At 53.4% G+C, this 24,479-nt stretch carries 21 protein-coding genes; 5 read left to right on the top strand and 16 right to left on the bottom strand.

Annotated elements, in window-relative coordinates; translation table 11 throughout:
• Window positions 1-98: 98 nt before the first annotated feature.
• Together RJP21_RS22385 and RJP21_RS22390 are read left to right on the top strand one after the other, a co-directional pair.
• Window positions 99-2,372 (top strand): glycoside hydrolase family 127 protein, encoded by a 2,274-nt coding sequence (locus RJP21_RS22385; RefSeq protein WP_310861274.1) that lies wholly within the window; start codon window positions 99-101, stop codon window positions 2,370-2,372.
• Between the two features lie 292 nt (window positions 2,373-2,664).
• Window positions 2,665-3,729, top strand: coding sequence for an acyltransferase family protein (locus RJP21_RS22390; protein ID WP_310861275.1), 1,065 nt, complete (start codon window positions 2,665-2,667; stop codon window positions 3,727-3,729).
• A gap of 90 nt (window positions 3,730-3,819) precedes the next feature.
• Here RJP21_RS22390 and RJP21_RS22395 read toward each other — a convergent pair whose 3' ends face one another.
• The 3 genes from RJP21_RS22395 to RJP21_RS22405 all read right to left on the bottom strand — a co-directional run bounded on the left by RJP21_RS22395 (window position 3,820) and on the right by RJP21_RS22405 (window position 6,229).
• Window positions 3,820-4,779 carry an NAD-dependent epimerase/dehydratase family protein gene (locus tag RJP21_RS22395; RefSeq protein WP_310861276.1) on the bottom strand — a complete coding sequence of 320 codons (960 nt, stop codon included), beginning with the start codon at window positions 4,777-4,779 and terminating at the stop codon, window positions 3,820-3,822.
• Between the two features lie 124 nt (window positions 4,780-4,903).
• Window positions 4,904-5,425: a TetR/AcrR family transcriptional regulator gene (locus RJP21_RS22400; RefSeq protein ID WP_310861357.1), complete on the bottom strand. Its 522-nt coding sequence runs from the start codon at window positions 5,423-5,425 to the stop codon at window positions 4,904-4,906.
• 219 nt (window positions 5,426-5,644) lie between these two features.
• Window positions 5,645-6,229: a LysE family transporter gene (locus RJP21_RS22405; RefSeq protein ID WP_310861277.1), complete on the bottom strand. Its 585-nt coding sequence runs from the start codon at window positions 6,227-6,229 to the stop codon at window positions 5,645-5,647.
• A gap of 161 nt (window positions 6,230-6,390) precedes the next feature.
• On the opposite strand from RJP21_RS22405, the gene RJP21_RS22410 reads away from it, so the two are divergent.
• Entirely contained in the window at window positions 6,391-6,954 is a 564-nt protein-coding gene (locus RJP21_RS22410; protein WP_310861278.1) for a helix-turn-helix domain-containing protein, read from the top strand.
• Window positions 6,955-7,232: 278 nt separating this feature from the next.
• Here RJP21_RS22410 and RJP21_RS22415 read toward each other — a convergent pair whose 3' ends face one another.
• The 4 genes from RJP21_RS22415 to RJP21_RS22430 form a co-directional block, all read right to left on the bottom strand.
• Window positions 7,233-8,429, bottom strand: coding sequence for a DUF4179 domain-containing protein (locus RJP21_RS22415; protein WP_310861279.1), 1,197 nt, complete (start codon window positions 8,427-8,429; stop codon window positions 7,233-7,235).
• Window positions 8,404-8,988: an RNA polymerase sigma factor gene (locus tag RJP21_RS22420; protein WP_310861280.1), complete on the bottom strand. Its 585-nt coding sequence runs from the start codon at window positions 8,986-8,988 to the stop codon at window positions 8,404-8,406. Before RJP21_RS22420 ends, RJP21_RS22415 begins: the two co-directional genes overlap by 26 nt.
• 197 nt (window positions 8,989-9,185) lie before the next feature.
• Complete coding sequence (locus tag RJP21_RS22425) at window positions 9,186-9,608, bottom strand: VOC family protein (RefSeq protein WP_310861281.1); 423 nt, start codon at window positions 9,606-9,608, stop codon at window positions 9,186-9,188.
• A 68-nt stretch (window positions 9,609-9,676) separates the two neighbouring features.
• A complete protein-coding gene (locus tag RJP21_RS22430; protein ID WP_310861282.1) occupies window positions 9,677-10,507 on the bottom strand; it encodes an AraC family transcriptional regulator in 831 nt (276 codons plus the stop codon).
• A 163-nt stretch (window positions 10,508-10,670) separates the two neighbouring features.
• On the opposite strand from RJP21_RS22430, the gene RJP21_RS22435 reads away from it, so the two are divergent.
• Window positions 10,671-11,078, top strand: coding sequence for a VOC family protein (locus RJP21_RS22435; RefSeq protein ID WP_310861283.1), 408 nt, complete (start codon window positions 10,671-10,673; stop codon window positions 11,076-11,078).
• 117 nt (window positions 11,079-11,195) lie between these two features.
• Here the strand turns inward: RJP21_RS22435 and RJP21_RS22440 are convergent, their stop codons facing one another.
• From RJP21_RS22440 to RJP21_RS22465, 6 genes are all read right to left on the bottom strand, one after another.
• Entirely contained in the window at window positions 11,196-11,999 is an 804-nt protein-coding gene (locus tag RJP21_RS22440) for an AraC family transcriptional regulator (RefSeq protein WP_310861284.1), read from the bottom strand.
• 105 nt (window positions 12,000-12,104) lie between these two features.
• Entirely contained in the window at window positions 12,105-12,614 is a 510-nt protein-coding gene (locus tag RJP21_RS22445) for a DinB family protein (RefSeq protein ID WP_310861285.1), read from the bottom strand.
• Window positions 12,615-12,865: 251 nt separating this feature from the next.
• On the bottom strand, window positions 12,866-13,873 hold the full coding sequence (pdxA, locus tag RJP21_RS22450; RefSeq protein WP_310861286.1) for a 4-hydroxythreonine-4-phosphate dehydrogenase PdxA: 1,008 nt from the start codon (window positions 13,871-13,873) through the stop codon (window positions 12,866-12,868).
• 1 nt (window position 13,874) lies between these two features.
• Window positions 13,875-15,173 carry a four-carbon acid sugar kinase family protein gene (locus RJP21_RS22455; protein WP_310861287.1) on the bottom strand — a complete coding sequence of 433 codons (1,299 nt, stop codon included), beginning with the start codon at window positions 15,171-15,173 and terminating at the stop codon, window positions 13,875-13,877.
• Window positions 15,174-15,188: 15 nt separating this feature from the next.
• Window positions 15,189-16,151 (bottom strand): 2-keto-3-deoxygluconate permease, encoded by a 963-nt coding sequence (locus RJP21_RS22460; RefSeq protein ID WP_310861288.1) that lies wholly within the window; start codon window positions 16,149-16,151, stop codon window positions 15,189-15,191.
• 172 nt (window positions 16,152-16,323) lie between these two features.
• Entirely contained in the window at window positions 16,324-18,018 is a 1,695-nt protein-coding gene (locus tag RJP21_RS22465) for a sigma-54-dependent transcriptional regulator (RefSeq protein WP_310861289.1), read from the bottom strand.
• 234 nt (window positions 18,019-18,252) lie between these two features.
• On the opposite strand from RJP21_RS22465, the gene RJP21_RS22470 reads away from it, so the two are divergent.
• Entirely contained in the window at window positions 18,253-19,854 is a 1,602-nt protein-coding gene (locus RJP21_RS22470) for an ATP-binding protein (RefSeq protein ID WP_310861290.1), read from the top strand.
• A gap of 186 nt (window positions 19,855-20,040) precedes the next feature.
• Here RJP21_RS22470 and RJP21_RS22475 read toward each other — a convergent pair whose 3' ends face one another.
• The 3 genes from RJP21_RS22475 to RJP21_RS22485 all read right to left on the bottom strand — a co-directional run bounded on the left by RJP21_RS22475 (window position 20,041) and on the right by RJP21_RS22485 (window position 24,472).
• Window positions 20,041-21,123, bottom strand: a complete 1,083-nt coding sequence (locus tag RJP21_RS22475) for a glycoside hydrolase family 172 protein (RefSeq protein ID WP_310861291.1) — start codon at window positions 21,121-21,123, stop codon at window positions 20,041-20,043.
• Between the two features lie 126 nt (window positions 21,124-21,249).
• A complete protein-coding gene (locus RJP21_RS22480; protein ID WP_310861292.1) occupies window positions 21,250-22,674 on the bottom strand; it encodes a family 43 glycosylhydrolase in 1,425 nt (474 codons plus the stop codon).
• Window positions 22,675-22,723: 49 nt separating this feature from the next.
• Window positions 22,724-24,472 (bottom strand): glycoside hydrolase family 2 protein, encoded by a 1,749-nt coding sequence (locus RJP21_RS22485; protein ID WP_310861293.1) that lies wholly within the window; start codon window positions 24,470-24,472, stop codon window positions 22,724-22,726.
• Window positions 24,473-24,479: the final 7 nt, after the last annotated feature.

A 24,479-nucleotide genomic window follows, 5' to 3' on the forward strand; every position in this document is an offset into this window, starting at 1 on the left:
CTTTTGCCACCAATTCGAACCTTCCGCCATTTACGCCGAAATCGCGCTTGAACTAAGCTTGTCGTAGTCGTCTTATACGAAAGGATGGGTGCGCAAACATGATGAACACGCTGCTCGGAAACAAACCGCTGAAGGATTTTCCGCTCGACCAAGTCGTCTTACGAAACGGCGATTACGTTAACGCGTTCGAAAAAGAAATCGATTATTTGAAAAGATTCGAAGCCGACCGCCTGCTAGCCGGTTTCCGCGAAACCGCCGGGCTTGCGCCCAAGGCCGCCAAATACCCGGGTTGGGAGGACACGGAAATCCGCGGGCATACGATGGGCCACTACTTGACCGCATGCTCCCAAGCTTTTGCCTACAGCAAAGACAAGGAACTCCACGCCCGTCTGGAATATATCGTGGCGGAGCTTGCGGAATGCCAGCGCCAAGACGGATATGTCTCCGCATTTCCCGACGTGCTGTTCGACAACGTGGAAAACAAAAAACCGGCATGGGTTCCTTGGTATACGATGCATAAAATCATCGCCGGGCTGATTGCGGTGTATGAAGCCACCGGCCTGCAAAAGGCTTATGACGTCGTGAACAAGCTGGGGGATTGGGTCGCGGGCCGAACTTCCAAATGGACGCCCGAAATCCAAGCCATCGTACTCCGGGTCGAATACGGCGGCATGAACGACTGCCTGTATGACCTGTATAAATTAACGGGAAACCCGCGGCATTTGGAAGCGGCCCACAGCTTTGACGAAATCGGGCTGTTCGAGGCCATCCGGGAAGGCAAAGACGTTCTGCAGGGCAAACACGCCAATACGACGATCCCGAAATTCATCGGGGCGCTGAACCGGTATTTGACGCTGGGTGAAGGCGAGTCCGCCTATTTCGAAGCCGCCGTTAAATTTTGGGATTTCGTGGTGTACCGCCACAGCTACGTGACGGGCGGCAACAGCGAATCCGAGCATTTCGGGGAGCCGGACGTGCTGAACGCCAAACGCTCCGATATTACGTGCGAAACCTGCAACAGCTACAACATGCTGAAGCTGACCCGCGAGCTGTTCAAGCTTACAGGCGACGTAAAATACGCCGACTTTTATGAAAGAAGCCATATCAATGCCATTCTTTCCTCCCAACACCCGGAGACGGGCATGACGATGTATTTTCAGCCGATGGCAACCGGTTATTTCAAGGTGTACAGCTCGCCGTTTGAGCATTTTTGGTGCTGCACCGGCACGGGCATGGAAAATTTCACGAAATTGAACGACAGCATCTATTTTCACCGCGGCGACCGCCTTGTCGTCAATCAATATGTCAGCTCCGAGCTGAACTGGGCGGACCGGAACATCCGAATCGTCCAGACGTCCGAATTTCCGAAGTCCGAGTGGGCCGAGCTGCGGGTGGAAACCGGAGGAAGGCAGAGCCTAGCGGAGATCGGTCTGCGCGTGCCTTATTGGGCCGCCGGCGGCATGGACATATTCATTAACGGCGAAATCGCAAGTGCCCAGGTTCAAGACGGTTATGCGCTTGTTTCGCGCAAGTGGAACGACAACGATACGATCCGGGTGCGGATTCCGATGAAAATAGCTTACTCCGCCCTGCCCGATGCGCCGCATGTCGTCGCCTTCCAATACGGCCCCGTCGTGCTCAGCGCCGCCCTCGGCACCGAAGACATGACGGAATCGCGGACCGGCGTCATCGTCAGCGTCCCGACCAAACGGATGCAGGTCAAGGATTACTTGATACCGAAAGACATGAGCGCCAAGGATTGGCTTGAGCGGTTAAACGATCATTTGGTCCGCCAAGGGGATGAACTCGCCTTCACACTCAAGAACACCGATGAGGATGAACGTTTGGTTTTCACGCCCCATTACAAGCAGCATCGGGAACGATACGGCATCTACTGGAGCATCCTTGAAGCCGATTCGCAGGAACTCGGGGATCATCTGGAAAAAAGCCGTCAGGAACGGCTTATCAGAGAAGCGACCGTCGACAGCGTGCAGGCCGGGAACGACCAATATGAGTTGAAGCATCATGTTCAGGGAGAGCGGACGCACTCAGGTACCTGGGAAGGGCTGAACGGAAGAAGGGCCGACGCCGGCGGATGGTTCAGTTATGAAATGAACGTGCTGCCGGGCGAAAAAAATGCGCTGCATGTGACGTTCTGCAAGCTCCATCACAGCGGCGCCATGGACATATGGGTGAATGGGCGTCTGCTGGTCTCCGAGCCGTTTGCGGAGCGGCCGCAGCGCGCCTTTTACGAAAAAAGCTACGATCTTCCGGCCGATCTGACGTCGGAGCGGGATTCCGTTTCCGTCAAATTTGTCCCCCAAGGCGCAATGAACGGGATTTACGGCGTGCTCCGGACGCTAAAGGGCTAAGTTCGGCATATTCCATTTTTAAACCCATCGGTTTCGAGCGCAAAAAACGGCTTGCTCCCAAGGAGCGGAGCCGTTTTTCTTTTAACCTGCCCGATTCGTTTCGAATTTGCGACAGTCCTTGGTCCTCCGCCGTCATGGCTTAAAAACCATCGCCGCGTTTAGAAATCTTTAGATTTGCTTAAACAATATTTTCAATCTTTTTAAATGATGGCGGGTAAGCTTGGTTCAAGAAAGAAACGGATCGAAAGCATCCACCCGAATCCGGCAAACTTGAATCAAGGAGAACGAAATCATGACATCCAAACCTCAATACGGTGGATTGGACTGGCTGAAATTTGCGGCCGCCCTATTGGTCATCGCCAATCACACCAGCCCGCTTTCGACGTACAACGGCACCGCCGATTTTTTGCTGAGCGGCATTCTGACCCGCATTGCCGTGCCGATCTTTTTTATGACGGCCGGATTTTTCTTTTTCCGCAAGCTGACCGGCGATCCCCTTCACGATAACAAAGTCCTGTCCGGTTATTTGCGAAAAGTCGGGGCCTTATACGGCGCCTCCATCCTGCTGTACATTCCGCTGAATCTTTACACGGGATATTTTTCCGACGGTTTTACGGTCGGCTCCTTGCTGAAAGACTTGGTGTTTGACGGCACGTTTTATCATTTATGGTATTTGCCCGCACTGATGATCGGCATCACCTTGACCGCTTTCCTTTATCGCAAAACGCCGAACTGGATGCTTCCCGTCTCCATCACGCTGTATGTGATCGGACTGCTCGGCGACAGCTATTACGGCTTTATCGAAGGCGTACCATGGCTAAGCGCATCGTATGGGGCGATGTTTCACCTGTTCGACTATACGCGCAACGGCTTGTTTTTTGCTCCCGTTTATCTCGTTCTGGGCGCCGCAGCGGCCAAAGGACAAGGCGCGCGGACAAGCCCTGTGTTCCATGCAATCTTGTTTGCGGTGTCGCTTGGAGCGATGTTCGCGGAAGGGCTGCTTTTGCGTTCGGCGGGAATTCCGCGCCATGACAGCATGTACGTATTTGCGCTCCCTGCCGCTTATTGCTTGTTCCGATGGGCGTTGTCATGGAAAGGGACCTCGAATAAGCGTTACCGGGAATGGCGGACATGGGTGTACATTTTGCATCCGTTGGTCATCGTGCTGGTGCGCGGCGCTGCCAAAGCGGTTCATTGGGAGGCGTGGCTGGTCCGGAACAGCCTCCTCCATTTTGCCGCGGTCTGCATCGTTTCGATTGCCATGTCGGTAGGAAGCGTCTACCTGTGGAAAACGGTGTTCAAAGGACGGGGACGCCGCTTAACCGGAAGGAAACCTGCGAGGTCACGGATAAGCTGAGCGTCATTCCGAGCGCGGTCCTCGCTTCCAAACATTTTGATATCGGCTAAAAAGACAATTGGAAAGTGATTCATCAATAACCTTGTTCGTTTATAATTTTCGGTTCATCCAGGCACGGATCGTTTCGGAGATCCCCTGCTCAAAACCGGTTGCCGGGATCGGGCCGATCCGTCTTCTGTATTTTTCGCCGCTAAGCTTCAAAGGCTCCTCCGTCAAATACAGCATTTCAACAATTTCCTTCATCACCGGTTGGAACAGCCCAAGAAGGGATAAACCTGCCCGGCCAAGCGGAATGACGGGCTTCGCGACGCCGCTTGCTTTTTGCGCAAAACGAACGATTTCCTTGCCCGATATGATCCCTGCGCCCGGGATGTTCCAATTTTCCCCGTAAGCGTCGTCCCGGCCCGCAAGTTCAACGATCATCTTGGCCGCGTCAGGCAAATACACATACTCCCGCGGAACCCGCATGTTGCCGATGAAAAAGGCGGTTTTGCCCGCCGCGATCGCCGCCAGCGTCGATCCCAGATAGGAGGCATCATTGGCCGTAGGACCGTAATAATCCGGCAGCCGGACAATCATTTTCCGCACGCTGTCCCAGCGCTCCTCGAATAACATCCGTTCGAAAGCAAGCCTCGTTTTCCCCTTTCTGGTATGCGGCTGCTTCGGATGCTCTTCGGTCACTTCCTTCATCTGCCTTCTTCCGTAAGGATAAATGCCGTCAACGGCGACCACCTTCAGGTTCAGCCCCTTGGCCGCTTCCATCACCGATTCTCCCAGCGGGACAAGCTTTTGGACCATCTCGTGGTAGGGGACGTTCGCGCAATGGAACAGCACCTCCGCTCCGCCGGCCGCCGCCGCAATGTCTCCGGGCCGGAAAGCATCGCCAGTGGACAGCCGCAAATGTCCCGGGTTCCCGAGCTGCCGGGCCAGCTGCTCCAGTTTCGCCCGGGATCTCCCGAATGCAACGGTTTCCACTCCCCTATGGACAAGTTCTGCCGTGATGGCCGCGCCCGTGCCTCCGGTTGCCCCTAAAACGATCGTCTTTTTCATAAATAAGTCATCTCCATTCCGATTTAAGTTAGTGATTGGTCAATCACCGATTGTGATCATCATATTACGAAGTTAGTGATTAGTCAATAACTAATTTTGAAACTGGCGGTTTCCTCGACCCCGCCTACTGTTCCATCAATTCCGGCATACCAAGCGCCATGGAAATGTTGCATAACATCCCTCTGGCCAAAAATAGAAGCGTGCGCTCCTCCGGATGCGGAATTCCGGCGTTGCGGAAAGCTTCCAACACGATGATCCGAACCGTCCGGAACCCTTTTCGCATCTCTTCCCGAACGACTTCCGAGGAAATGGTTTGAGCCTGCATTTGAAGCAGCATTTCATTCACGCGGTCGGCCAGAATGTTTTCGTATGCTTCGATCAGTGCGGGCTCCAGCTCCGACGGCGGCACGGATTCCACAACGCGCTTAAACGATTGGACGATCCTTCCCCAGGAAGCCTCCAGAGCCGCAACCAACAATGCTTCTTTGGTCGGGAAAAATTTAAAAATGTAAGGCTGCGAGATGCTTGCTCTTTCCGCCACCTGCGCCGTCGTAGCGCGATAATATCCGATCTCCGCGAAGGTTTCGATCGCCGCCGAAATGATTTCTTCCTTCCGATTGACCGATGGCGCTTCATTTTTGGACATCATGTTTCCGCCTTTCCGAGTTTGAGTGATGAATCAATTAACGTCCATTATACTGGAACCCTCCCGGCATCGCAATTCGCGAATTCGCGCTGCCGGGGCAGGCCTGGAAATGCCCGCCCCGGAAAGGGAGCAGCTTGGATTTCGTCCGTCAACGCTACCAGCTACCCCCATCCCGTTGCAAAGCAGGCAACCATTTTAGGGACATGATCCCGAAGTATTTTAGTATTTAAGAATCGTATACGCGCAATATATCAACAACAAAAACATCAACAGGTTAAATGATTTCCTATGCTTCGTCAGGAATTTGTTAAAGACCGCCCCAAAAATACTCCAGCTAACCGTTCCCGCAAATCCGATGAAGCCGAGAAGAGTGGCAAACAACCAAATGCCGGCGGTTGAATTGTAATTTGGAATGACAAATACGGAGACTACCGACAAGCCGTATAAGATCACTTTGGGATTGATAAATTGCAGCAGCATGCCCGTAAAAAAACGCTTTTCCCCCTCCCCATTCTTTCGATCGCCTTCTTCTTTGCTCCGAATGATTTTTATCCCCAGATATACCATGTATGCTGAACCGATGATCGACATCCAGAATTCGATTTTGGGAACGAGATCTTGTAGCCAAAGACTGAAATAACAGCATAACAAAAGAATGACATAAAAACCGGTCCCCACGCCTAAACAAAATGTTAACGTATGGCGAAAACCATGCTTCTTGGCCAAATACATGGCCATGATGTTATTCGGACCGGGCGTGAAACTGGAAATAAACGCATACAGCAGCATGGAAGTGATCAGCATGTTTTCTCCCTCCTTCATCTTCTTTTCAGTCGTTATATAATCCGAATTGTACTTCATAACGACTATAATATTACAAGATGAACGTTATATTGTAAATGGAGGGTTGTTCCCGAATCGTATGGTATACTTTTCTTAAAATAATCCTTGAGGAGCGTATTCCTATGGCAGAAGAAATTCATCTCGTCATTGCCAGAAATTTAAAGGACATCCGCGAGCGAAAAAAACTAAGCCTGGATAAAGTAGCGGAATTAACGGGAGTCAGCAAAACGATGATCGGGCAAATCGAAAGAGGAGAATCAAGCCCTACCATTACGACCATTTGGAAAATAGCGACGGGTTTGAAGGTATCTTTTACGTCATTAATCCACGAGCCGCAGCCGGATACAAAAATCGTGCTTCGGGATGAAATCAACGTTTTGTCGGAAGACAACGGAAACTATAGAGTTTACCCCTGCTTTCCTTATCACGAGGAGCAGCGGTTCGAGCTGTACTTTATCGAGATCGAAAAGGACGGTTATCATCACGCCGATCCGCATATTGAAGGTACGGAAGAGTACGTCACCGTTTTTGACGGGGAAATGACCATCGAAGTCAATCAATCGAAGTTTACGATCAAACGTGGCGATTCAATCCGATTTAAAGCGGATCGATCCCATTCCTACCGTAATTCGGGGGATACCTTGGTACGGGCAAGCATGACGATATATTACCCTGAAACGCAATAGCCGATCTGTTGAAAAAGGGGAAATGATACCATGGGACGCTTAAGATTCAGCTTTCGGCGGCTGATTGCCGGCCGACTGTCATCAGCGCGCCAAAAATAACGGGCCGTCCCAAAAGATCATAGATCTTTAGGGCGGCCCCATTTTGCTGTTAAGAGACGCTGCGGATACGAATCATTCCTCCCATCGCTCCCTGCGCTCCAATTTCCTGTATGGTTTTTCGTTCATGGTAGAAATCGGGTCACAAAGGTTAGAGCTACGGGTTCATGACTGCCGCGCGTTTATTGCACCGGAATGGTCATTTCAAGATCCTTGTGGTACGTTTTGACCGGTTTCCCTTTTTCATCCTCGACGACGGACCAGTCCTTTTTGACTGTCATCGTATAAGGTTTGATGGTAATGGAGGTCGGTTTTTTGGCAAACGGGCTGTAGGTTTCATCCTCATGGTATTCGGTCCTCGGATTTTGATGGAAGAATCCGATCATTTTTTGATTCAGCGGTTTTCCGTCCTGATCCACGATATCGTAGTACATTTTGGTGGCGCTGAATTCGCCCGACTGTTCCGGGGTAGACGGCACGCTGCCTTTGCTGTCCAAAATCAGGCGCGTCGTCACCGGCGTGATCTCGATGCTTTTCACGGTGTAGCTGAACGAACCGCTGCTCTGGGTTTGGTTTGGATGCAGCACCACGTTTCCTTTAGCCAGGTTTTTGACGGGTACTTGGAATTCGAACGGCTCTTTAAAGCCGCTCACATTCATTTTTACCGTCATGTTGAACTCGCTTGGAAGTTGTTTCTCCGACAACCCGCTCGTAACTTCGTACATGGCCATATTGCGGATCAGCTTGCCGTCCTCCGTTTCGCCGACCGCGTCCGTGAACGAGCCGAGAAATCCCGTTTCCCCTTGGATCGTGACCTCCGGCGTAAACATATACCCTTTTTTCTGCTGTTCCACAGGTACTTTCTTCGGCGCCTCGCCGGATACGTGGATTGCTCCTTCCGGAAGGTAAGGAGACAGGACGGTATCGTCATCCATGCCCTGACGTTCGATCGTAAACGCAAGCCTTGTTCCGTCAAACATGACTTCCTTGATGCTCATCGTCAGCCCATCCCGGGTCACGCTCAAATTCGGCGCCGTCGTCAGTCCCGAAACGCTGGCCTGTTTCAGACTGGGGTCAAAATTGTATTGAAACACGCTTCCGATATAAGGAACGTTTTTCAGCGCGTCCGCCATCACCGGGGACACAAAACCGCTTCCGAGCACGACGCCTCCGAGAACGGCGGCCGCCGATACGCTGATGGCTGCTTTTTTGGCCCATTTTCCTTTGCGATGAGTCGTTGTTCTGCTTCTTCTATCCATTTGTTCCATCCTCCCCATAATTCGATCCACGTAGCTAACCTCAGGCATATTCGTTTGTTTGACCGTCCGCCGGATCTGCCTCATTTGCTCTTCCTCAGTTTGATCTAACCATACGCTCATGGGTTAGCCCTCCTTCTTTTCTTTTTTGCTGAATGAGCTTTTTGCGTATGCGCTCGTATTTTTTGCGCAGGGTTGCAGGCTTAGAGTCCATAATCTCCCCGATTTCCTCGAAGCTGTATTGTTCCACGACCTTCAGCAGCATCAAATGCCGTTCCTCCGGCTTCAGATTCATCAGCAGTTCCTCCGCTGCGCGTTCGGCGTCCGTTTGCCGGTAATCGTCAAGCGGCTGCATCTCTTTTTGGTCATCGATAAGCTTCTTGCGGCGGCTTTTTTTCCTGAGCTGATCCAAACAATGGCAGTAGGCCACTTTATACAGCCAAGAGGAAAAGGAGACCTGCCTGTTGTATTTGGTTATCGACTGATAAACTTTGATAAATATATCCTGCAGCGCATCCTCCGCTTCCTCGCGGTTTTTCAGGATGTAATAGCAGTACGTGTACATCTGATGTTCGAATGCGCGTATGATAACGGCATAGGACTGCTTGTCTCCAGATTTGACTTTTTCCACGACGGCTTCGATATCGTCCGACCCTCCGGCCCCGGGGCTGAACCGTTCCATGGAATCACCTCCTCTTGTCCGACTTCACCTATATAACGTTTGCCAAGCCGACGAATGTGACATGAACCGGCAAAAACGAAAAAATCCCTTCGGCAATCGATGTTTGCCTGAAGGGATTTTCGGTTCACGTGCGGCTTTCCGGGTGAAACCCTCGATATCGCCGGCTCCGCTTTGGTTCGTGTTATTTCCGGCAAAGACTACTCCTCAAGCTCCCATGCCGGATTCCAGACCACTTCCCACAGATGCCCGTCCGGATCCATAAAATGCCCGGAGTATCCCCCCCAGAAGGCATCATGCGGCGGATCAATGATTTTGGCCCCCGCCTTGCGGGCTTGTTCCATCACTTGATCCACTTCTTCCTTGCTGGCCACATTATGGCCGATCGTCATTTCCGTCGAGCTTGGGGCGGACAGCGGAATCTTGGTTTCGTGAGCGAGATCCTTCCGGCTCCACAGAGCCAGCTTGACCCCTGACTGCAAATCGAAAAACGCGACCGCCCCATGCTCGAATTCTTTCCCAACGATCCCTTCCGTCGGCAATCCAAGCCCGTCCCGGTAAAAAGCGACCGCTTTTTCCAAGTCGTCCACGCCAAGCGTAAGTACAGAAATACGAGGTTTCATCGTATGATTGATCCTCCCTTTGGTAGTAAAATGATAACTTGTTTATATCATCGCAGAATTCCTTCTTTTTAGGATTGTAAAAAACGGACATCCTGCTTCAAAATCCGAAGAGGCGTTAATCCGTAATATCGTTTGAACATATGGATGAAATGGGGTTGGTCAAAATAACCGTATTTGGCGGCCAGATCGGATAAAGCGGACGAAGTCCCCTTGTTCAGCTCCTGCAAAAGGCTCTGGAATTGAACGATGTTGGCAAGCTCCTTGGGGGAAATCCCCAGCTCCTTCTGGAATCTTCTCCTTACGCTGCGTTCGCTGTAGCAGAGCTTTTCCGCCAGCGTACGGACGGAAAGCATCCCCCGGCCGGCATACAGATGCTGCAGCCCCAATCGGATGAGCGGATCAACCGGGTATTCGTGGTGCCGCAACTTCTCCAAAAGCATGGATTCCACCAGCCCGATGATCGCCTGCACGCTGTCCGCTTCTTGCACTTGCTCCACAACCAAGCTTGCTTCGGCCCCCCATACGTCTTCCAGAAATACGGTGCGGCCGGTCAACCCCGAAATCGCATATCCGATCCAGCGGCGGGCCTGCTCGACAAAAAAGCGGATGCCGAAGGAGGCGCAGCTCTCGGTTAAATCGATCGTTTCATACGAAGTCATGAACCCGGCGACCATGGCTCCTTTAGAAAAAGACGGGGCTTTCAGGTCAAAAATGATGTCCACGCACCCGTCCGGTATAATGCGGTGCAGCCTGCGGCCATAAGACGCATCGAATTCTACGGTCCAATAGCAGGCCACGTAAGGCTCCAGCGCCTTGCACGGCAAAAATTCGCGATACCGGTAAGAGGAGTCCTGCACAGGCTCCAGAATCGGCGGCTGCAGTGGCAGATAGATCCTCATGGCGGCCTCCTCCCATCCTGTTTAAGCTCATTCTACTATACTTCCGCCGTCACGCCAAAAGAAAAACCCGTGAAAGTGAGCAATCGATAAGAAACGCGGCAAACCGTCCGGGCATATAATAAAGTTTGTACCATTCAAAAAAGCCGGAAAGGATGGATGTACATTGGGGACGCTCAGACCCTTTCTTTTATCGGAGGATGCAAGGAGCCAAGCCGCTTTCTACGCTGAATCGCTCGGCGGCGAAATTCTATCGGTTATTACGTACGGACAAGCCGCAGGCGCGGAAGGCGAGCTCAAAGACAAAGTGATGCATTTATGCGTAACGGTGGCCGAAGGGAGCTCCATTTTTATGGCGGATGCCGTAGAACCTTTCACGCAAGGCTCGGGCTTCCTATTGGATGTATCTTACAAAACGAAATCCGAAGCCGAAAGCGCATTTGCCAAACTGTCGTCCGCCCCTGGCGGACAAGTGAAGCAGCCTTTTGCGCGGCAGCCATACGGCCTGTATTACGGTGAACTCGTCGATCCGTACGGCGTGAGCTGGATGATCACCTCCGACGATGCTTCGTAAGAGTGCTTTCAAGCAGGGTATACGTTTCTTTCGAAAAGCGTAATATTAGCATGTTGAACAAAAAAAGACCTCCTTTTCCGTTTTTTCGGAACCGGCGGTCTATTTATTTTGACCCGGTTATGGGCATTTCTTTTCAAGAAAAAATCGCTGCCTCGCCATAAACCGCTGCATCAACAGCGGCAGCGATATTAAAATCGGGGGATCGCCCATGCTTGGCGGATACAACGCAACCTCCTTATCGATCCGCTGATGATGGGACGCGACGACAATCGGCTCGTGAAACCGGGTGCGCAGCGTACGATGCGGCAGCAAAATGTCCGTGGACCGCATGTCGGACGATACCGACGTTGCCATCAAATAATACGTTCCCGGCTTGACGTTCGAAAACCGAAAGGGCCCCGGCGACGTCAACAACGTGCCGTAAGCGGGAATTGCATCCGGAATGGGCCTCAGAAATAAACCGATAAAAATGACGCCGTGAATCGGGGATTCGGCATTAACGCGGCCGGAAATGATCGCGCCAGTCGGCCCGATTTCTGTGGAAAATGGCTCGCGGCTCTCCGACAGAACCGACTGTAAACCCGTTTCGGCAAGGATGTGTTGATCGCGGAAATGGGCGGGAGTCACGCCGACCTTGTCGGCAAAACGCGTCGTAAACGTCCCGATGCTTTGCTGCCCGATTTCCAGGGCGACGTCGCGCACGGTCAAATTCGTCTGAAGCAGCAATTCTTTGGCTTTCTGCAGCCTGGCCGACGAAATATAATACTGCGGCGTCAGGCCGGTTTGCGCTTTGAACAAGCGGATGAAATGATAAGGGCTGTACCCGACATGCCGGGCGATTTGCTTGAGCGAAAGGGGATCGCAAAGATGCGCATGGATAAACAAAATAGCTTCGTCGATTTCCGGTTTTGGCTGAATCATCAGAGCCTCCCGAGCCCGAACATAGGTTCTTTTTCTGCCATTTTACCATACATACCCATCTTATTTCCAATGCTTCCAGAAGAGAAGATCCATCCCCTTTTTTTGTTACGGGTTAGCGCACCCCGCTTTTTGTTCCAATTCTTCCTTCTGCCGCAGGTGATGACGCAAATGCATGTCATTCAGTTCAAACCACTCCCGTGCGTTCAGCCAGCCAAAACCGCCGTGTTTCACTTTGCGTCGAGGGTTGATCGAAGGGATCCGGCCTTCCCATGCCTTCATTTTTTGCAGCACTTGATCCAGTCCGCGCAAAAGGTCTTCCTTGCTTTCGGAATTGCTCGGGTTGTTTTCGGGGCCGTCCGGCAGTCTGATTTTAACGGGCGGGAATCCGCCGAGTTCGAACAGCCGCTCGCCCGCTTCGGTTTTTCCGAGCCATTGTTCTTCGCCGTCGGCCGCGCAAAGCTCCACTTTGTCAAAATAATCGAGGGAAGCCAGAACCAAATGGTCCAGCATTTGCCCGAGAGACCAAACCTCCGGCGCGGATTGATGCCTGAGCTCGGCTAAAGAATACCTCTCCAAACCGTTTTTGTACGTTTCGATCAGCATGGCGCCATTCATAGGAAACACTCCTTTTCCGGTCCGTTCATTTCAGGCTTACAGCCATATAAAGCCTCGCATTTCCCTTTTATCTTATCACGCAGTCGGTCTTATAAATGCTTAAGATTTGCGGTATCGTTAAACTTCCAAATAAAAAAACGCCGAAAAAAAGCGCCGAAAACATGCTTCGGCGCTTGGGGCATCGGATGAATGCAAGGATCGGCTGCCCGTATTCGGCGCAAGCCTCCCCATGTATGTGTTGATCATGCGTATTATTGTCTTTTCGGCGCAAGCTCGACGGCTTGACGGATAGCCTCCATCATGCTTTTTTCTTCGACGATGCCTTTGCCCGCGATATCGAACGCGGTGCCATGGTCGACGCTGGTGCGGATGATCGGAAGGCCGACCGTAATATTGACGCCCGCATCGAGGCCAAGCACCTTCACCGGACCATGGCCCTGGTCATGATACATCGCCACAACGATGTCGAAATCGCCGCGCACGGTGCGGAAGAACAACGTATCCGCAGGCAGCGGGCCGACGACGTTGATGCCTTCCTCCTGCGCCTTTTTCACGCCGGGAACGACCTTTTCTTCTTCCTCGCCGTATCCGAACAGGCCGTTTTCGCCCGCGTGCGGATTGATGCCGCAGACGGCGATGCGCGGATTTTGGATGCCCGATTTGGTCAACGTGTCATGGGCCAGCCGGATGACGCGACATACCCGCTCCGGATTGATCATTTTCACCGCATCGATCAAACCGACATGCGTCGTGACATGGATGACCTTCAGGTTAGGCGCGGACAGCATCATCGAAAATTCGCTCGTGTTCGTCAGATCGGCCAAAATTTCGGTATGCCCCGGATATTGATGGCCGCCTTTATGCAGCGCTTCTTTGTTCAGCGGAGCGGTGCAAATCGCGTCGATTTGCTGCTTTTTGGCCAAATCGATCGCTTTGGCCAAATATTCGAACGCCGCATGGCCGGCTTCGGCGGACACTTGTCCGAGCGGCAGATCGGCCTTCAGCAGGTTCAGATCGAGGCAGTACACCGTTCCGAATTCATACGCCAGCTGATCCAGCTGATCCTCCGTCACCGTCCGGATCTGCAGGGTGCTGTTCACGTAAGATTTCGCGCGTTCCAAAATCTTGCTGTCGCCGATGACGAGCGGATCGCACAAATCGTAAATCTCGCGGTTTTTCAAGCTTTTCAAAATGATTTCCGGTCCAACCCCGGCTCCGTCTCCCATCGTAATGCCAATCACAGGTTTCTTTTGATTCATGTTACTCATCCTCTCCACTCATATATTTCAGCGCGTTGACCAAAGAATGCCGGTGCCCGAAGCCGCCGGCCTTGGTTACGGTCCAATACATGCCCGTATCCGCCGTATCTTTTAATATACCCAGCGGGAGTCCGGTCTCGACCTCGGTATAAAGCTGCATCCGGTTCATGTTCAGCCGGCTGCACACGGCTTTCGCCGTATCGCCTCCGGTCAGGACCAACCCCTCGATATCGGGGAAGGCGCGAACGGCTTCGCGGGCGATATTGCCGAGCTCCCGCGAAATCGATTCGCTGATCTCCGTCTTGCTTAATGAGAGCTCCTCTCCCAGCCGTGTCGTGGCCTCCCTATTTTTCTCCGAGGAGTCCACGAATAATACGAAATGCTTTTTGTCCGGCGCTTCCGCCAACGTATCGAGAATATCCTTCGTAACGTAGGTTTGGCGGACAAGGTCCGCCGGATCGACTTCGACGAAACGCGTATCTTCCATCCGCCGCACCTGCTCCAGCTGCTCTTTGGTCACGCGGGACAAACTTGCCGATACGGTCAGCGTGCGGCTTACGTTCGGCCGCCGATCCGTGCGTTCCGTTTTTTGCAGCTGCAGCGCGTCGGGCAAATATTCGATCAATCCGGCCGATCCGGCCCAGACCGTATGTTTCTTCGCCTTGGCGAATGCGTCCGCGATGATTTTCAGGTCATGGTCCGTTTTGGCGTCGCATACGAACCAAGTCTGCCCTTGCTCCGCATGCCGGACGATCATATCCGTCAGACTCTCCAACGGACCTGCCAGCAGTTCCTCTCCGATAAGGCAAATTCGTTCCGCATCCACGTAGCTGCCCAGCAAATTCGGAATATAGCTGTCTTTTACCGGCGTTTTCGGGTCTCTGCCGAACTCCGTTTCGGAGACCGGCCGCCCGTTTACGTATTGGGTACCTTCAATCGTCTGGCGCTTCATCTTCGGATAGGCCGGGGCAATGACGACGACTTCCGGCCGGTGGACCGAAACGACGGCCGCCAGCTCGGCGGCCACGTTTCCCCGCAGCGTAGAGTCCATTTTTTTGTAGGCATGGACATACCCGCGCTCCCGAAGAACGCCGCTTGCTTTCTCCACCCGCTCATAGGCTTCCCGTTCGCCGGCCGCGCGGCTGTCCGTATCGATGATCGCCACGTCGCCAGCCTGTCCCGTCCAGGAATCCTCTTTCAAATCGAGATAGACGGTAGAGGCGATCCCGATTTTCGACAGCTGCACGCCGGCATCGTTCGCTCCCGTCAAATCGTCTGCAATGATGTAAAATGGCTGCATGTCCTAAACGACTCCTTAAACTTGTGCTTTTCGGCGCTGCGCCCGTTTGGCGAACCACGTCGTCAGAAGCGGCGTCAAAATGGCCGTTACGATGACCGCGGCGGTCACCTGAAGCGTTGCCGTAGCCGCGATGCCGCTGTATCCGGTATATACGGCCGCTACCGCCATCGGCACGGCGGCCGCGTTGCCTGCCGTCGACGATGCCGCAATCCCCGCGACGCCGTCCCCGCCCGTCAAACGGTCGATCAGGAACAGCATGCCGCCCGTGATCACGACGACGCCAAGGCCCAAAATAATGCCGGATGCGCCCGCTTTAACGACGTTGGCGAGGTTGATGCTTGCACCGATCGCCAGCGAGAACAAAGGAATCATGACATCCTGCCCTTTGCTTAAAAACTCGCGCATTTTTTCGTCCAGATTACCCAAGATCATGCCGATGATCAGCGGCAAAATCGCAAAAACGAAAGCCATGATCGGAAAGCTGGCCAAGCCTGCGACCCCGAGAATCAGCATCGTGAAGAACGGGCCGGATTCCAGCGACATGATGGAATACGCGGCGACGTCTTCGGCTTTTTTGCCGAGCTGGCCCATCAGCGCCATGTACAACCCGCCGTTCGTATCGGAAAAAGCAGCGACGATGGCCAATGCGGACAAACCGAGGAACAGGTTGTTTTGGTCCGGGAAGATGGCTTTAATCAGCAGCGCGATAATAAACGTGGTGCCGATTTTGCCGATCCACAGGCTGACGCCTTTTTTCAAAATGTAACCGGTTGCCTGAAAGCGAATGGTCGACCCCAAACAGATATAAAAAGCTGCGAGCAGTGCGGAGGTTCCGGTCAGGAGCCCGCCCGTAAAGGAGCTTTTAAATTCAGGCAAGTCGAAGATTCCGGGAAAAAACGTACGGATGATGGCACCGATCAACAGCGGAATCAGCATCATCCCGCCGGGAATCTTGTCAATGGCTGCCTTGATTTTCATAACTGTCTCATCTCCTGTGTTTTATTTTGCAACAGTATCCTTAAATGATTGCGTTTTCGTTCATTATATTAATCGCTTACAAAATAAAATGCAACAGTTTTCGACATGTTAATTTGTAACATATCAAAAATGTTGCATTTTTAAACAACCAAAGAGATGTTTTTGGAATGTTTTAGTTTTTCAACTTGCGCCAAAGCGTCGACCGGTTGATTTGCAGCCGCTTGGCGGCTTTCGTCTGGTTGAAGCCCTCTTCCTCCAGCACCTTTTCGATGATTTTCTTCTCGATTTGGTCAAGCGTACCGCTTAACAGGTCGGGGGAAGCTCCCGATTCTGCTCCTTTTCGGCTAAGCAGTTGGTCAACCAGCGGTTCATCGATCACGTACCCTTTTTCAAGGATGACCGCCTCTTGGAGCAGCGCTTTCAGTTCGGAGACGTTGCCGGGCCAGCGGTAATCCGCAAGCAGCCGCAAAGCTTTTTCCGACATGCGGATCGCCGAGGTGCCGAGCGTTTGGCTGAAATGCAGCAGCAGCGCCGTGACAAGCTCCTTCAAATCCGCTTTCCGCTCGGCGAGGGCAGGGACATGCACATGGATGATTTCATCTTCGTAAATCCTATTTTCCCCGGAAACCTCTTCCTCAGTCATGCCAAAAACGAGAGTCACGCCCCGCTTCCTCAGCTCCCTGATTTTTCGCCATTCGCCCTCCTGCCAGCCGCGCTCCAGGCGGTCAAAGGCATACACGTAAATAGTACGAATCTCCGCGGCAATCTCCTCCGGGCCAAGCTCAGGCAAATCCGCCGCCCTCACCGAAGCGAAATATCCGTCTCCTTGCGTTTTTTGATCATGCAAATACCGCGCCAGCATCTTTTTCCCCGTGCCTTTTCCGCCGATAAAAACAAACTGGTCGTACTTTAAGCTGCGGCCGAGCATCGTCAGACATGCATTCATGGCTTCGCTTTGGTGAATGATGAGCGGCGCCGGCTCCGTATGGACCTGCATGGCGTCCGCTGCCTCCAGATGAAGCGGCTGCCTGTAAAATTCGCAAAGCCAGTACGCGGTTTCGCCGATGACGGTTCGCGTTCTGACGATTTTGACGGGTTGCCCGTCCGGATCGGCGGCATGGATGACCTCTCGGCCTGCGCCTCTGGTATCCGGTTTTTTTTCGATCGGAACGTTGATTTCAGGTCTGGCGCCGAACGCCTTCCACTGCTCATACACGACATCCCCGCTCTCCGACAGCACCATCAGGTCTTGCGCCGCAGCCTGCAAAACGCCTTTTAACCGCTCGATCTCCCGCCTGCTTTTCGACAGCCATCTGGATACCGTCGCCGCTTCCTTAAAAGCGTCAAAGATGGACTCCCTTCCGGATTGAATCAATATCCCGAGCAGGCCAAGCCGCGATGCCGTCTCGAACGTGACCACGTCGCCCATGATCAGCTGATAGCCGTCTTCCTTCAACTGCCGCAAAAGGGCTTCCGTTTCGCTTTCGTCCCGGATCGTAAACATATCGATCGAAATATCGAGCAGATCGACGATGGCTTTGGCTCCTCCGGTTATCGCCGGAAATCCCACGATCGCCTTTTTCCGCGGAAAATCGTTGGCGAGCGTCAGCACCCGGAGCATGTCGTAGCCGGACACTCGAACGTCGATGACAGGGATATCCACCGCTTCGCCGATCAGCTTGGCCGTTCCGCCCCGGCTGATGATGCAGTCGAAACCTTCGGCTTCGGCCTGCTTCGCCAGCTTGACGCCTTCCTGCAAATTGCCGGTGCGAACCGTCAGCTCGAGGTCGCGCTGCTGCTTCCCGCATTCTTCTATTAAGTTCTCCATCGCCGCATAAGGGGCTACGAACAGAGCTTTGATCGTCATTTTTATCCACACCTATATCCATTCAAATTAGTCGCTTTCCCCCTAGCATATCATCCGGGGCGGTGCAACGGAAGCAAGCCATGCACATGATCCGCTTGCTTGGCCGATGCCGGCGAACCTTTCATGCATGCCGTAAAAAAGGCGTCTCGAACCTTGAATTTATTTTGTACCTTTGACTTTGAAGATATATTAAGATGATATCATGAATACACGGCATGAAAGGGCTGATAAACGGTGGAACGAAGCAATACACTGCAAAACGACATGCATTTGACGCAATTGGCTTCCGTCGGACAAATCGCAGCCGGCATCGCTCACGAGGTAAAAAATCCTCTGACGGCCGTCAAGGGTTTTCTTCAATTGCTGAAGGAGAAAAACGACGAGAGCTACATCGACATCGCGCAATCCGAACTGGAAAATGCCATCGAAATTCTGCAAAACTTACTGCAAGTATCCAAACCCGATTTGGAGAACGAGGCCACCGAACCGATTGATTTGACCGTAGAGCTGGAATCGATCATTCAGCTGTTTCAAGATCAGTTTTATCGGGTAGAAGTACTAATGGACCTCCGGGATCCGGGGAATTTCATTTCCGGCAGACGGAATCAGTTGAAAAAGATGTTTTTCAATTTGATCAAAAACGCGTTTGAAGCGATTCCCGATCAGGGCGCCATTAAAATCGGCCATCATGCATCCGAAGACGAAATATCCGTTTACATAGAAGATACCGGCAGCGGAATCCCCCAAGAAAAGCTCGACATGTTGGGCACTCCCTTTTTTTCCACGAAGGAAAACGGCACGGGCATGGGGCTCACGCTCGTATTCTCCGTCGCTTATCAGCATAACGGGGTGGTGTCTGTAAAAAGCGAGGAAGGTGTCGGGACCCGGTTTACCATCGTTTTCCCAAAAGGGACGGGCAGCAGAAGAAAAAAAGAGGTGAATCGTTTGGAACTCGATACGTTCAAGGGCGTCAATCTAACCGATTTTTTCCGGCAAAACCGGGACATGTTCGAACAGCGGCTGCAGATCGAAGCGGTCACCGTCAAAGATAAAATCAACGAGATTCTCGATATCGGAAATATCAACCTTCTGGACAACGCCCATAAACTCGTATTGTACATCGTCGAAGGCAAAGAATACGAGGTGATTTCTTTCGCCAAAGCAGAGGGCATCACCTGGGCGAAACACTCGCTGACCCTGGCCTTCAAACTGGAGTGGATTCAGGCCGTACGCCGCGTCATGTGGGATTTTCTGTACAACTATGACCGCATCAACGGAAAAACGTCAAGCAAGGAAGATTTTTACGGTTTGGAGAAGCAGATCAATGAGCTGCTGGATCTTTTTCTCAGCCACTTCTTCATGAGTTATTCCCAATTCAAGGACGATTTGATCCGGAGCCAAAGGGAGATGGTTATGGAGCTGTCGGTGCCGTTCATCCCGCTCAGCCAATCGATCTCAATTCTGCCTCTGATCGGCTCGATCGATAACGTCCGCTCCGATGTTATGGAAGAAAAGGTTATCGATCAAATCGGCAAGGAAAACATTCAGATGCTCATCATCGATTTGTCGGGCGTCATCGGGATTGAACCGGAGGTGATCCATCGGCTGATCAACCTGATCGACGGCATTAAAATGATGGGTTGCAAAACCGTCATCACGGGGCTCCGGCCGGAAACCGTCAAAATGATGATTCGAAACGGCTTGTCCTTCGATGCCAAAGCCGTGACGAAAGGAACCCTGCAGCAGGCGCTGGCTGACTATCTGCCAAAGACGATGCGGGAGATTCATCCAGACCATGAGCTGCTGCCCCATTCAGGAACTGCACTTAGTATGTAGATGGTTTCGGTCGTTTGAAGGACCATGCTTCGGGATGCCGTTGCCGGAACGAAACGGGCCTTTCAACCGCGTTCATGCGGCGTCGTTATTCCCGACCGCGGGAGGATTGGGGAGACAAAAAACCCGGCTCCATGGAGTCCGGGTTTTCCTTTGCTTGAAATCGATCCTGCCGGGGAAGTGCACGCCTTAGACAACCTCCCGGCCGTCATTGTCCGGCAGCGAAGGAAAATCGCGATGCGGCTCGGACTGATACCAGAACGCCGTGGAGGCAATGTCGCTTTGCTGCGGCAAATAACGGTGCCCGGAGCGCCAGCCGAGATCCTGGATCGTGACCTTCAAATCCCGCTCGAAGCGGATCGGATCCATGACGTGCCAGCGGTACATGCCGAAGCGCTGCTGGCTGCGGTACAAGCCGTCGGGCTTGATGAGCTGGTGCATGCCGAGAAACGCCGTCGAATACGTGGAATATTGTCCGGCCGGATGCTCCCAGTTCCAGGCGCCGCCGAAATAATCCTCCGTTCCCGTTCCGCAAATGGTCGGAAACTCCCGGTCTCCGTCCATATAAAACTTGATTTCCCCTTCTCCCCACCAGCCGTTATTGTTCACCTGCCAAGCCAGGTAGGTTCCGACGTAATGCCCCTTCCCTTTGACGCCGTCGAGAATGGTATGCACTTCCCGATAAGGCACCGGGTTGCTTCTTCTCCACTGCGCATGGAAATACGCCATATCCTCAGGCACTTCGGTCAAGGTGTAATTGACTTGGTAATAAAGCACCGCTTTTTCCGCCGAAGTATTTTCCATCATGATTTTCGCGGCTTTCCGAAACGGCATCATCCAATAGCTGTTCATGCCGCCCGCGGGATTGACGGCGACGGGAAACGAGTTCACGTTCGTCCGCTCCTGCCAACCGTTGCAAAAGAAATCGCCGACCGGCACCTCGATGGAGGGCTGGTCCTCATCATCCCAGTAAAAGCGGAAAATCAGGTTGCGCCAAAACGTCGGAAAGCAGGTCAGCCATATATGCTGGATCGCTCCCGGCCCCTCGATGTCCGCCATCGTAAACGTCGACCCCGGCTCGATTTCGACCGACGGCGACACTTTCCAGCCGACGCCCAAATCGCGCGCGCAAGCAGCTCCCGTTCCTTCCGCCGCCATGCCGCCCTTGCCTTTGGCCCCGGTAAAGTTCTCGGGACTGATCGACCTTGTGCGGGCATCCGACAATTGCGGCAAACTCCCAAGCCCCATATCGAGTCCGTTAAATCCGTGCATTCCGCACCCTCCTTTGAGCATGTTCGCCTCATCCCAGCCTATATGCCATATAAAGTTGAACCTATGATCGGCTCGAAAGAAGACAGCCGGGCGAAATGTTCTCTCATTTCTCCCTCCTGCCTATTCCTAATCCTTTTCTTTCGTACGACTTATTTCGTCGGCCGGTTGGATGTCGAAAAAGTCGATTTCCCCGTAACCTGCGCCTTTGGAAAAACGGATGCTGTTGCCGCCCGCTTGAAGCTGGATGCGCGCCGTGGACAGCCCCCAGTTCTCCCAGCCTTTATTCGCGATGGACAACGGGCTCGGAATGCCGGAATTGACGGCCAGCCGCAAATGGGACCAACCCCCTCCGTCCGTTCCATTGGCGGTTCGCGCCATCAATATATATTCGCCCGCTTTCGGCACGTTAACGGCAAATTCCACATAGCTGTCCGGCGTATCGATATGCCCGGCCTTCATGCCGCCCGATCCGTTCGGACTTTGCAAAACGGATGCCGCTCCGCCGAACGTCCCTTGTTCTGCTTCGATGCGGATACGCTGCCCTTCGCCGGAAGGCAGCGGAATCGGAACGTTGGGATCGGCCGGTACGCCCAAATTTGGCGTATGGTCGGCATTCCATGTGAATTTCTGCATCCGGATCTCCCGGTTCCAGCCCGCGCCGCTGAATTTGGCCGTATGGTACACGATCCAGTCCTCGGTTCCGTCGGGAGACTGGGTAAACGAATGATGTCCCGGACCGTATAGCCCGCCTCCCGACGCGAAAATCGGCCGGCTGCGTTTCGTCCAAGAGGCCGGATCCAGCAAATCGCTTGACACGTTGGCCGTAATGAGCCCGAGGCAATAGTCGTTCGTCCAGCTTCCGCTCGCCGAGTACACCAGGTTGATGACGCCGCCCCGTACGGCAACCTGCGGGCCTTCGTTGACATAAGGCGTGTGGTTGGTTTCCCACGGGTAAGTCGGCCTGGCGATTTCAACGCAGTCCGAGTCGATCGTCCACGGATTGCTCATATGGGCGATATACAAATTTTGGCTAACATTGACATCCCCCTCCCAGCCCGACCATATAAAATAGAGCTGTCCGCCTGTCTGCAGCACGGTGCCGTCAATGGCCCATTTATTCGTCGGGTCGGCGATCCGGCCCTTGTCCTTCCAGGTTCCCTGCATCGGGTCAGCCGACGTATTTTCCATCACGTACATGCGGTGATTGGCGTTGTCGCCGTCATCCTTGGCGTAATAGATATACCAAGCCCCGTTGATATAATGAAGCTCGGGAGCCCATATATTGCAGCAGCCCGTGTTAACGACTCTCGTCGGCGCCGCGTCGATCGTCGTCAACCGGGACGATTTCCAGATCGTGACGTTGCCGCCCGTCGTTTTCGTGAAATAGTAAAAACCGTCCGTATGCTTGTAAACCCAGGGGTCCGCCCCATCCTGCATGACGACGTTATAGAAATCGTTCCGGCTGGAATCCGGCTCCGCGACCTGTCCCATGGGAACGAGCAGCAGCATGCATGACGCCAGCAGCAGCGGATTGCGCACAGCGGCCTTCATGTTCAAGCATCCTCCTCTCGGGATGTAAGCTCAAACCACGACGTTCGCCTTAGTCTTCAATGGCCGCTTTGCGGGAATTGATGCGGCGGATCACTTCCGGGTCGAACTTCTGGCGTCTATCGTAGGTATACAGCCCGTTCACTTCCTGCTCCACGTCATACAGCTGGGTATAACAAAATCCGAACATCATCGGGTGATCAAGCAGGGCGCTCGTCAACCCCTCGTACCGCTTGAGGAACGCATCGATGGATGTCGGACGGTCGCCGTAACCCCAAGCCTTGTCGTCCTTTTGGTCGGGGTTCCACCAAATGCCGCCGTATTCGCTGATGAAATAAGGCTGGCCGCCGTACGTCTGCCGGTTCGGAAACGTGTTATACACCTCTCCGCCGGTTTTCATCGGTTCGTATCTGGCCCGGAACGTCTCCGGATTCTGATCGTAATCATGGAGATCAAAAATATCCGTCACGACATGGAAGTTGCCGCTGGTATCGATCACCGGACGCGTCGGGTCCAGCCGCTTCGTCGTCTCGTACACGATGCGCAGCACCTCGTCGTCCTGCTTGGCGCCGTCCCGGTCCCAAGTCTCGTTGAACGGGCACCAGCCGATGATCGCCGGGTGATTGAAATCCCGCTCCACGCCTTCCATCCATTCAGGCAAAAACCGCGATAAGCTTGCGGTCGTGGTAATATCCAGCCCCCAGTTGGCATGCTCTCCCCAAACGAGGTACCCGAGCCGGTCGGCCCAATACAAGAAGCGCGGCTCGAACATTTTCTCATGGAGCCTTGCGCCGTTGAATCCGAGACCCATCGAAATTTCGATATCCTTCCGCAAATCCTCGTCCGTCGGCGCGGTATAGACGCCGTCCGGGTAAAAGCCTTGATCCAGCACAAGCCGCTGGAATACCGACTTCTCATTGATCCGGAACGCCATGCCGTCCAGCCGCACCGTCCGCAGGCCAAAATACGAATCGACCGCGTCGACCGTCAGGTCCTCCCGGCCGAGCGTCAGCTTCAGGTCGTACAGCCGGCCGTTGCCCGCCTCCCACAAATGAACTTCCGATAAAGGCAAGGTCAACTTGACGCATGGCCCTTGCACCACGGCCGCTGCTTTCCCGACGGCTTTTCCGCCATAAAAGGCGGAAGCCTTCAGCTGCGCGCCGGAGGCGCTGCCGCTGACCTTCACTTCCAGATGCACGCAGGCATTGGCCGGATCAGCCACCGCTTTCATGTCCGACAGATAGGCTTCAGGCACCTGCTCAAGCCATACGGTTTGCCAAATGCCCGTCGTGCGCGTATAGTCGCATCCTTGCGAATGGAAGCTTCCGCTCTGCTTGCCGCGCGGCTGCCGTCCCGAGCGGACGTCGTCCTCCGCGCAGACGGTCACGATGTTGGCGCCTTCCTTGACATGCGGGGTAATATCGAAGCTGAACGAGGAGTACCCGCCGCGATGCGTTCCGACGGAGGTTCCGTTCACCCACACCTCGGTTTCGTAGTCGACCGCGCCGAAATGAAGCAGGATCCTGCCGTTCATCCAATCCTTCGGCAAGGTGAATTCCCGCTTATACCAAACCGCGGCCATGAAGTCTTTATATTCCACGCCGGACAGCTTGCTCTCCGGACAAAACGGGACGGTGATCGTTCCTTTGAGCGCATGCTCCGGCTGATGATAGCCGCGTTCCTTCCCGCTTTTGCCGTGATCGATTTCAAATTGCCAGGCGCCGTTCAAATTCAGCCAGCGATCGCGCACCCATTGCGGACGCGGGTATTCGGGACGGGGGATCATGACGTTGGATTCCATTGAAAAA

This window comes from Paenibacillus sp. VCA1, from assembly GCF_031583795.1.
In the GTDB taxonomy this organism is placed as follows: Bacteria; Bacillota; Bacilli; order Paenibacillales; family Paenibacillaceae; genus Paenibacillus_AQ; species Paenibacillus_AQ albilobatus.

Coding starts and splice junctions, on each gene's coding strand:
- RJP21_RS22385 (WP_310861274.1), top strand. CDS start 99: ATGATGAACACGCTGCTCGGAAACAAACCGCTGAAGGATTTTCCGCTC.
- RJP21_RS22390 (WP_310861275.1), top strand. CDS start 2,665: ATGACATCCAAACCTCAATACGGTGGATTGGACTGGCTGAAATTTGCG.
- RJP21_RS22395 (WP_310861276.1), bottom strand. CDS start 4,779: ATGAAAAAGACGATCGTTTTAGGGGCAACCGGAGGCACGGGCGCGGCC.
- RJP21_RS22400 (WP_310861357.1), bottom strand. CDS start 5,425: ATGTCCAAAAATGAAGCGCCATCGGTCAATCGGAAGGAAGAAATCATT.
- RJP21_RS22405 (WP_310861277.1), bottom strand. CDS start 6,229: ATGCTGATCACTTCCATGCTGCTGTATGCGTTTATTTCCAGTTTCACG.
- RJP21_RS22410 (WP_310861278.1), top strand. CDS start 6,391: ATGGCAGAAGAAATTCATCTCGTCATTGCCAGAAATTTAAAGGACATC.
- RJP21_RS22415 (WP_310861279.1), bottom strand. CDS start 8,429: ATGAGCGTATGGTTAGATCAAACTGAGGAAGAGCAAATGAGGCAGATC.
- RJP21_RS22420 (WP_310861280.1), bottom strand. CDS start 8,988: ATGGAACGGTTCAGCCCCGGGGCCGGAGGGTCGGACGATATCGAAGCC.
- RJP21_RS22425 (WP_310861281.1), bottom strand. CDS start 9,608: ATGAAACCTCGTATTTCTGTACTTACGCTTGGCGTGGACGACTTGGAA.
- RJP21_RS22430 (WP_310861282.1), bottom strand. CDS start 10,507: ATGAGGATCTATCTGCCACTGCAGCCGCCGATTCTGGAGCCTGTGCAG.
- RJP21_RS22440 (WP_310861284.1), bottom strand. CDS start 11,999: ATGATTCAGCCAAAACCGGAAATCGACGAAGCTATTTTGTTTATCCAT.
- RJP21_RS22445 (WP_310861285.1), bottom strand. CDS start 12,614: ATGAATGGCGCCATGCTGATCGAAACGTACAAAAACGGTTTGGAGAGG.
- pdxA (WP_310861286.1), bottom strand. CDS start 13,873: ATGAATCAAAAGAAACCTGTGATTGGCATTACGATGGGAGACGGAGCC.
- RJP21_RS22455 (WP_310861287.1), bottom strand. CDS start 15,173: ATGCAGCCATTTTACATCATTGCAGACGATTTGACGGGAGCGAACGAT.
- RJP21_RS22460 (WP_310861288.1), bottom strand. CDS start 16,151: ATGAAAATCAAGGCAGCCATTGACAAGATTCCCGGCGGGATGATGCTG.
- RJP21_RS22465 (WP_310861289.1), bottom strand. CDS start 18,018: ATGACGATCAAAGCTCTGTTCGTAGCCCCTTATGCGGCGATGGAGAAC.
- RJP21_RS22475 (WP_310861291.1), bottom strand. CDS start 21,123: ATGCACGGATTTAACGGACTCGATATGGGGCTTGGGAGTTTGCCGCAA.
- RJP21_RS22480 (WP_310861292.1), bottom strand. CDS start 22,674: ATGAAGGCCGCTGTGCGCAATCCGCTGCTGCTGGCGTCATGCATGCTG.
- RJP21_RS22485 (WP_310861293.1), bottom strand. CDS start 24,472: ATGGAATCCAACGTCATGATCCCCCGTCCCGAATACCCGCGTCCGCAA.